A 7,500-nucleotide genomic window follows, 5' to 3' on the forward strand; every position below is an offset into this window, starting at 1 on the left:
ACGTACCAGTGTCGTCGGCGGACTAAAAATGACCAGTAGTGGCGGATAGGAATTGACCATGCCCCGGTTCAAGCCCCCCACGATCTGCGATTCACTACGAATCGGAGGTCGGCATGCTCGGAGGCGCACAGGTGCGGCACATCATTGAGCTCAAGGCGGCAGGTCAATCCATCAGCGGCATCGCCAAAACGCTGGACATCAGTCGAAACACCGTCAAGAAATACCTGCGTGAACCCGGCCTCCCTCAGCCGCGTCCCCGGAAACCGCGAGGCAGCAAACTGGCCCCCTTCACAGGGTTTTTGACCACGCGGATCGAGGCAGGCGTCCTCAACGCCGTGGTGTTGTTCCGCGAGCTACAGGAGCTCGGCTACGACGGTCAGTACACCGTGGTGAAAGATTTCGTGCGCCCATTTCGGCGGACACGCGTGTCCGCCCAGCGGATCACGACGCGCTTTGAAACCGCGCCAGGCGAGCAGGCGCAGGTGGACTTCGGCCGGTACACCTACCGCAACCTGGAAGGCCAGACTCGTTCGATTTGGGCGTTCGTGATGGTGCTGGGCTGGTCCAGGACGCTGTACGTGGAGTTCATCCGCAAAGCGGATACCGCGAGTTTCATCCGGTGTCACTTGAATGCCTTCGCCTATTTCGGCGGAATCACCCAGACCATCCTGTATGACAACACCAAACAGGTCGTGCTGGAGCGGGACCAGACCGGTGCACCGGTCTGGAATCCGCAGTTCCTGGACTTCTCCTTGCGACTGGGCTTCGCGCTGCGACTCTGCCGACCGTACCGGCCACGGACAAAAGGCAAGGTGGAAAGCGGGGTCGGCTACGTCGAGAAGAATTTCTGGCTGGGCGCACAATTTGTCGATGACGCCGACCTGAATCGTCAAGCCAGATCCTGGCTTGACCACATTGCCAATCAACGGGTTCACGGCACGACCCGCGAACGGCCCATGGACCGCTTGCATCAGGAGCAAGCGAGCTTGGCGCCCATCCCCCCGATTGAATCCATTTCTGTGTTTCTGCGTGAGTCTCGGAAGGCCAGCTGGGACAGCTTCGTGTCGTATGCCGGTAACTTCTATGGCATTCCCTGGACCTACGCTGGTCAGACTGTGGAGGTCCAGGCGGACAGCGTCACGGTGCAGATTTTCAGCGGTGGGGTCCAGATTGCGACCCATCCCCGTTCCGCGCAGCGTGGCGCGCGGTTCGTGACAGACCAGCAGTACGACGGCATGCCAGCGGGTGGTGCGGCAACCCGCCGCACCACCCATCTCGCCTTCCAGACCGAGGCATTGCCCGAAGTGCAGGTTGAGCAGCGGTCGTTGGCGGAATACGCAGCCCTGGTGGCCGTCCCCGACGCTGTATCGCTGGATGAGGTGCTGGCGGATGTCTTCCGGGGAGAATCCGCATGATGGCGGTGGAACGTTGTCGAGGTGATCTGGAGCGCCTGGGGTTGCCACACGCGGCAAGCCTGCTGGACAGCCGTCTGGATGCCGCAGCGAAAAAAGAGCTTCCATACGCGGATTTCCTGGCGGATCTGCTGCGGATCGAGGTGCATGCCAGGGATGAGCAGGGCCGAGCACGACGACGGAAACTGGCGAAGCTTCCCTTTGACCGTCGGCTGGAGAGTTTCGACTTCGCGTTCCAGCCCAGCGTCAACAAACGCCTGATCAAGGAGTTGGGCACCCTGTCTTTCGCCGCGGATGGCCAGAACGTGATTCTGCTGGGCCCACCTGGCGTCGGGAAGACGCATCTGGCCGTCGGGCTGTGCATCACGGCCATTGAACAGGGCGAGAGCGTACTGTTTCTGCGGGCCGGCCAGTTGATGGAGGACCTGCGCAAAGCGCAGGCCCTGAATCGCCTGGAGCAGCGCTTGCGGTTCTACCTGAAGCCCAAGGTGCTGGTCATCGACGAATTCGGCGTATGGCCGTACGACCGACTGGCCGCCAACGCGCTGTTTGGCCTGATCGCCGCACGGTATGAGCGGGGGAGCGTGATCCTGACGTCGAATGTAACTGCTCAGCAGGGTGATTTTCCGGAGTCGATTGGGTAAGGTGGACCATCAGCGAGGTCCCCTGCCCAAACTGCAAACGACTCGAGGCACGCGTCCGTGAACTCGAAGCCCAGCTCGCTGAGGTGCTGGCTGAACTTCGCACCATCAAAGCTCAACTGGCCCGAAACAGCACCACATCCAGTCAGCCTCCCAGTCAGGACAAGCCCTGGCAGCCCAAGAGTGAGCGCCAGAAGACCGGCCGGTCTTCTGGCGCTCAACCCGATCACCCCGGCAAGACCCTCAAGATGTCCGCGCATCCCGACGTCATCGTCGATCTCCCGGTGACGGGACACTGCACCTGCGGGCAGGCCTGGGATGACGTTCCAGTCGACACCCAGGTCGCTCGACAGGTTCATGACCTCCCCGACCTCCACCTTCAGGTCACCGAATACCGCGCCGACGTCAAGATCTGCCCTGGATGTCGTTCCCGGCAGCGAGCACCCTTCCCCACGCACGTCACGGCTCAGGTGCAATACGGTCCACGGGTCCACGCCTTGACGGTGTATCTGAACGTGGCGCACTTCGTGCCCCTCGAACGCACCAGTGAAATCCTGCACGCGGTCTGCGGAGCACGCCCGAGTGATGGCACCATCGCGCTGAACCTGAATCTGGCAGCGGAGCGACTGCAGGACTTTGAAGGGCGACTCAGGACAGCCCTGACACATCAACCGGTGCTGCATGCAGATGAGACCGGCAGCCCGGTGAACGGGAAGCTGCACTGGATGCATGTCGTGAGCTGCGCGCAGCTCACGTTCTACGGCCAGCATGCCCGGCGCGGCCTCGCGGCACTGGAGCACATGAAGGTCCTGCCGAAGTACACCGGCATCCTGGTCCACGACGCCTGGAGCTCGTACTTCAAACTTCCGGCACAGCATGCCCTGTGCGGAGCTCATCTGTTGCGGGAGCTGCGGGGATTGGCCGAACACCATGGGCAGGTGTGGGCTGGCGCACTTCGGGAATCGCTGAGGACGGTGTATCACGACCTGAACGCCGGGACGCTGAGCCCAGAGGCCCGCACGGCGTTTGAACGGCGATTTGATGAACTGCTTGAGGAGGGCTTGCTGGCCAACCCAGCCGCGCCGCCCGTTCCAGGGCGACGCGGTCCGACGAAGCAGTCACATGGGCGGAATCTGGCGTTGCGGTGCCAGCAGCACCGCGCAGCGGTGCTGCTGTTCCTACATGACTGCCGAGTGCCGTTTGATAACAATCAGGCGGAGCGGGACGTGCGGGCATGGTGCGTGAAACGCAAGGTATCTGGAGGATTCCGGTCCGAGGAGGGTGGGTGCAATTTCGCTCGGATCAGGAGTTACATTTCCACGTTGCAGAAGCAAGGTCTCAGCGTCTGGGAGGGCTTGGTCAGCGTGTTCACGGGTGACGTGCTCATGCCTAACTTCAACCCCTGAGCTTGCCCTGCTGAGCAGTTACCGTCGAATAAGGGATTTGGCGACTGGGGCGAGGTATTGGGGGACCCTGTCGTGGCGAGTGCCATCTTGGACCGACTGCTGCACCACAGCCACGTGCTGAACATCAAAGGCGAATCGTATCGGCTGAGGGAGAAGAAAAAATCAGGGCTCTTCCCGAGCGCACTGGTGGGGCTGAGCCCCACCAGCCAGGAGGTCAAACGGTCATGACAGCTGGCAGGGTGGTCAAAAATATTCCGCCGAAACTGGTCAATTTTTCGGCGCCGTTGACAGCGTTACCGCGACCATGACGACGACGGCGACCTGAACACGCTCGACAGTGAAGCGACCCTCAGCATCCGCCTTGGCGAGCAACTGGCCGAAAGTATTCGGGCGGGCATTTCACACGTGCTCGACGGGCACCTACCAGCTTGAGCAGCCTCCTGCCCGCGCCCTGTACCGGACATTACAGGCACACCGGCGGCAGGATGATGGGTCACTCCTCTCTGAACTGCGGGTACCGCTGGTGGACTGGCGGCACGCGACAGGACTGACCACTGACCGGAGTGACCTGGTCAGGCGCGCCCTGACAGCAGCCCATGACGAGCTGCTCGCCAACCATTACCTGGAGAGCGCGACCATCGAAGGTCGCGGAAAATCTGCGGTCGCCCAGTACGTCTTTGCGGATACCAATTCAGCCGATCCAGCCCTGGTCGTGATGCTGCGCCAAGCTGGAGTGTCTGTCGCCAGGGCCGCCACCCTCGCGGCTCAGCATCCGGAGCGGGTCGAATTGGCCCTGCAGTTTCTGGAGCAGCGCCGGCTGAATGCTGGGGGTACCGTGCGAAATCCCGGGGGGCTGGTCGCGGACTACCTGCAGAACCCTGAGAAGTACGCCGTCCCGGCCGAGTTCACACCGCCGGCGCAGGCCAGGCAAGAGCGGGCATCCCGGCAGCATCAGAAAGCTGAGCATGAAGCGCAGCAGCAGGCTGAGGCTCACCTGGAGCGTCTTGATCGTGCGTCTCCCAGTGAGCAGTGGGAAAGCCAGCGCTCGACCCTGCAGCTCATTCTGAAAAAGCAACTCAGTTCAGGTCAATGGTCACAGCTTGAAGCGCTGGCCTGTGCCGGCGAGATTCAGGCGGTCGACCTGACCAGAACACTGATCGCCGCGACAGCCAGCTCGGAGTTGAAAGAAGCGGTCGCTCAACTCAAGCGGCGCCTCAATCCGCTCCTGCCACTTGAACACTGATCCCAGTCGTGTGGGCTCTGGCAACTTAACCTCTGTAGGCTGGTGAGCTGTGACTGACCGCTACCGCCACCGTTTTCCCCTGAGCGTGATCGGCTACGCTCTGCGGCTGTACCACCGCTTCCCACTCAGCCAGCGGGACGTTCAAGAACTGCTCCACGAGCGCGGCATCCAAGTCAGTCACGAAACGCTGCGGCCATGGAACATCAAGTTCGCCCCCCTCCTCACTGAGGAGCTGCGCCATCGGGAACCCCGACGGGGTTCCCGATGGTATTTGGACGAGGTATACGTCGAGGTCGGTGGACAGAAGCATTGGCTTTGGAGGGCGGTGGATGACGATGGAGCTGTGCTGGACATCCTGCTTCAAGAACATCGCGACACCCGAGCGGCCAGGTCCTTTTTCGTCCGCCTGCTCGGGGAATACGACGTACCGGAGGCCATTCACACTGACAAGCTCTGGAGCTATGGCACCGCCATTCGGGCACTTCCCGTGCTCCACGCCGTGGAGCACGTCCAGGTCGTGTCCGCGGCCCGGTGCAACAACTTGGTCGAGCAGTCGCATCGACCCACACGGCAACAGCAGCGAAGTCAACTGGGATCCAAACGACGACAGAGAACGCAAGAATTCCTGGCCCTGCATGCCCGAGTCGTACGTGATTAGCGACGCAGGTTGATCAGGACATCGACGGGGTCCTGACCGCGCAACCGCGCGGTCTCCACCGTCGACTTGATCCGCATGTACGTCTGTGCACCCAGCGCGTTCTTGCTGCACTGCGAGACCTTGCGCGCGATCACCACCGACCGCAGGCTCCGTTCCGCCGCGTTGTTCGTCGGCGGGATATCCGGGTCTACTAGGAACCGCAGCAACCGGCCCTGCCGGTACTGCTTGAGCAACCCCAGTCGTAGCCGTTCGTTCCCCGGGGTCTTCAGTGGGCGCCGGTCGAGTAAGGCGTCCAGACGCAGGGTGAGTGCCTCACCCTGCTGTCGGTACTCATCCAGGCTGCATCCTCCACGACGGTGCTGGGCATGCAGCGCCATCAATGCTCGGCACACCTCGGCCAAGCGCTGCCCATACTCCCGGCCCCGTCCCCGCTTCCCCTGAGCCTGCTCACTCACCGTCTGGACGTTGCGCAGGACGTGAGCCAGACATTTTTGCTGCTGGACCCCTGCCAGGGTGTGACTGTCATAGACCTTGAAGCGGTCGCACACCAGGACTCCACCAAAGGCGTTGCCGAGCACTGCACGCAACTCGACGTTGGTGTGCTGGAGATTCGCTCGGAACAGCACCGTCTCGGCCGAGCGGAAGGTGCTCACCCAGGCCTGTGTCGCGTTCACTCGCCAGCCCGTGTCGTCGTGGTGGACATAGGGAGCTGCGCGCAGCTCCCGTTCCAGGGACTCGACATGTGTCGCCAGCGGACGTCCATCACGTGCCAGGCGCTGGGCGGCCTGGGTGATGGCCCCCTGGGACACCCGGATGCCGGTGGTCAGTCCCAGCACCCGTGGAATGCGGCGCTGTGGGAGACCAACCTCGTGGTGCAGCGCCTGAATGGTGGCCGCCAGTCGGGGACCACATCGGTGTCCCGTCGCCCCACGTTGGTCCGGTTGGAGGTCGGGATGCGCGCCACGTACAGTCTGCCCGCACTGCGGGCAGACCATCACCGGCACGTGGTAGGCCGTGATCTGCACGGTCTGAGCGGGCAGGTCACTGATCCAGGCGCGGTCGTTACGCTTGAAGATCAACTCGCCGACGTAGCCACAGGCCGTGCAGGTGTTGGGCGCCGGGACGTCGATCACGACGTCCTCCTGCTCGGGAGCAGGAGGACGCTTGTATGTGAAGACGCCTTCCCCAGCGCGACGACCTGCGGTTTTCGGGTGGGCTTTCCGACTTCCCCGGCTATGAGGGGCGGCATACTTGCGTTGCTGACGCTCCAACTGCTCGATGCGCTTCTGAAGCTGTTCGATCTGCTCCGCCTGCTTGCGGATGATCTCGTAGAGATCCTGTTCCGTCAGCGGGGTGGCCATGCGGCTCATCCTAGCGAATGTGACGATGCTGTCCGGCTCGCGGGGTCGCTAATTGATTCCTGCGTTGGAGCGTAACGAGAGGGGTACGATGAGGGCATGCCGCCAGCCTGGCAACCCACCCGGTGGACCCGCGAACAGATGGAAGAACGGCGACTGTTCGCTGAGCCGTATCTCCGCGCAGGGGAGCTCAGCTCCACCCAGATCGCCGAACGGTGCGGCGTCAGCAGCAGTGCCGTTCGACGATGGCGACAACGTCTGCGCACACAGGGCTCTCTTGAAGCCACCATTGCTCCAGGCCGCACACCACGACTGACAGACGCTCAGATCGCCCAGATCATGACGATCCTCAGCGCGGGGCCGGGCCCCGCGCAGGCCCCGAATGCCCGCTGGACGTGCCCACAGGTGCGCGAGCTGATCGGCCAGACCTACGACGTGTGGTACGACGTCGATCACCTCAGTCGGCTCTTACGGCAGTGGGGATTCACACCACAGAAACCGATGAGGCGGGCACGAGAACAGGATCAGGAGGCCCTCGTCACCTGGGTGGACACCACGGTGCCCGAGTTGGAAAAAAAAAGTTGAGGCCGGAGAAACACTCGTCTTCATCGATGAGGTGGGCTTCAGCTTGAAGCCCACCGTGACCCGCACCTGGGCCCCCTGTGGTCAGACGCCCGTGTTGGTGTCCAAGTACCGCTGGGACAGCGTGTCGACGATTGGAGCGATCGCCACGACGGGACAGTTTCTGCAACACACGCATCCAGCGTCGATCAACGGCGCAC

General features: G+C 62.6%; 6 protein-coding genes and 2 pseudogenes (1 of these 8 only partly in view). 7 read left to right on the forward strand and 1 reads right to left on the reverse strand.

Features of this window, described 5'->3' with window-relative positions:
- The first annotated feature begins 113 nt into the window (after nucleotides 1-113).
- From istA to DEIGR_RS20050, 6 genes and pseudogenes are all read left to right on the forward strand, one after another.
- Nucleotides 114-1,415: an IS21 family transposase gene (istA, locus tag DEIGR_RS18270; protein WP_058979836.1), complete on the forward strand. Its 1,302-nt coding sequence runs from the start codon at nucleotides 114-116 to the stop codon at nucleotides 1,413-1,415.
- On the forward strand, nucleotides 1,412-2,056 hold the full coding sequence (locus tag DEIGR_RS18275) for an ATP-binding protein (protein ID WP_083524314.1): 645 nt from the start codon (nucleotides 1,412-1,414) through the stop codon (nucleotides 2,054-2,056). Before istA ends, DEIGR_RS18275 begins: the two co-directional genes overlap by 4 nt.
- An 8-nt stretch (nucleotides 2,057-2,064) precedes the next feature.
- The gene (tnpC, locus tag DEIGR_RS20040; RefSeq protein WP_083524033.1) at nucleotides 2,065-3,459 is read left to right on the forward strand and encodes an IS66 family transposase; all 1,395 of its coding nucleotides are present in this window, start codon (nucleotides 2,065-2,067) and stop codon (nucleotides 3,457-3,459) included.
- Nucleotides 3,460-3,477: 18 nt separating this feature from the next.
- Nucleotides 3,478-3,687 (forward strand): annotated as a pseudogene (locus DEIGR_RS20045) (ATP-binding protein); the annotation flags it as partial.
- A 133-nt stretch (nucleotides 3,688-3,820) separates the two neighbouring features.
- Nucleotides 3,821-4,702 (forward strand): antibiotic biosynthesis monooxygenase family protein, encoded by an 882-nt coding sequence (locus DEIGR_RS21100; protein WP_174518667.1) that lies wholly within the window; start codon nucleotides 3,821-3,823, stop codon nucleotides 4,700-4,702.
- A 49-nt stretch (nucleotides 4,703-4,751) separates the two neighbouring features.
- Nucleotides 4,752-5,348 (forward strand): annotated as a pseudogene (locus tag DEIGR_RS20050) (IS6 family transposase); the annotation flags it as partial.
- 8 nt (nucleotides 5,349-5,356) lie between these two features.
- On the opposite strand, the gene tnpC (DEIGR_RS18295) reads toward DEIGR_RS20050, so the two are convergent.
- Nucleotides 5,357-6,721 carry an IS66 family transposase gene (tnpC, locus tag DEIGR_RS18295; protein ID WP_058974636.1) on the reverse strand — a complete coding sequence of 455 codons (1,365 nt, stop codon included), beginning with the start codon at nucleotides 6,719-6,721 and terminating at the stop codon, nucleotides 5,357-5,359.
- Between the two features lie 96 nt (nucleotides 6,722-6,817).
- On the opposite strand from tnpC (DEIGR_RS18295), the gene DEIGR_RS20055 reads away from it, so the two are divergent.
- A protein-coding gene (locus tag DEIGR_RS20055) for an IS630 family transposase (protein ID WP_153013568.1) occupies nucleotides 6,818-7,500 on the forward strand; the annotation gives its coding sequence in 2 pieces (ribosomal slippage) (nucleotides 6,818-7,288 and nucleotides 7,290-7,500; 1,002 coding nt in all) (it continues 320 nt past the right edge of the window).

This window comes from Deinococcus grandis, assembly GCF_001485435.1.
Taxonomy (GTDB): Bacteria; Deinococcota; Deinococci; order Deinococcales; family Deinococcaceae; genus Deinococcus; species Deinococcus grandis.

What these genes read in the sequence shown, in the direction of transcription:
- istA (WP_058979836.1), top strand. Translation starts at nt 114, where the DNA reads ATGCTCGGAGGCGCACAGGTGCGGCACATCATTGAGCTCAAGGCGGCA.
- tnpC (WP_058974636.1), bottom strand. Translation starts at nt 6,721, where the DNA reads ATGGCCACCCCGCTGACGGAACAGGATCTCTACGAGATCATCCGCAAG.
- DEIGR_RS18275 (WP_083524314.1), top strand. Translation starts at nt 1,412, where the DNA reads ATGATGGCGGTGGAACGTTGTCGAGGTGATCTGGAGCGCCTGGGGTTG.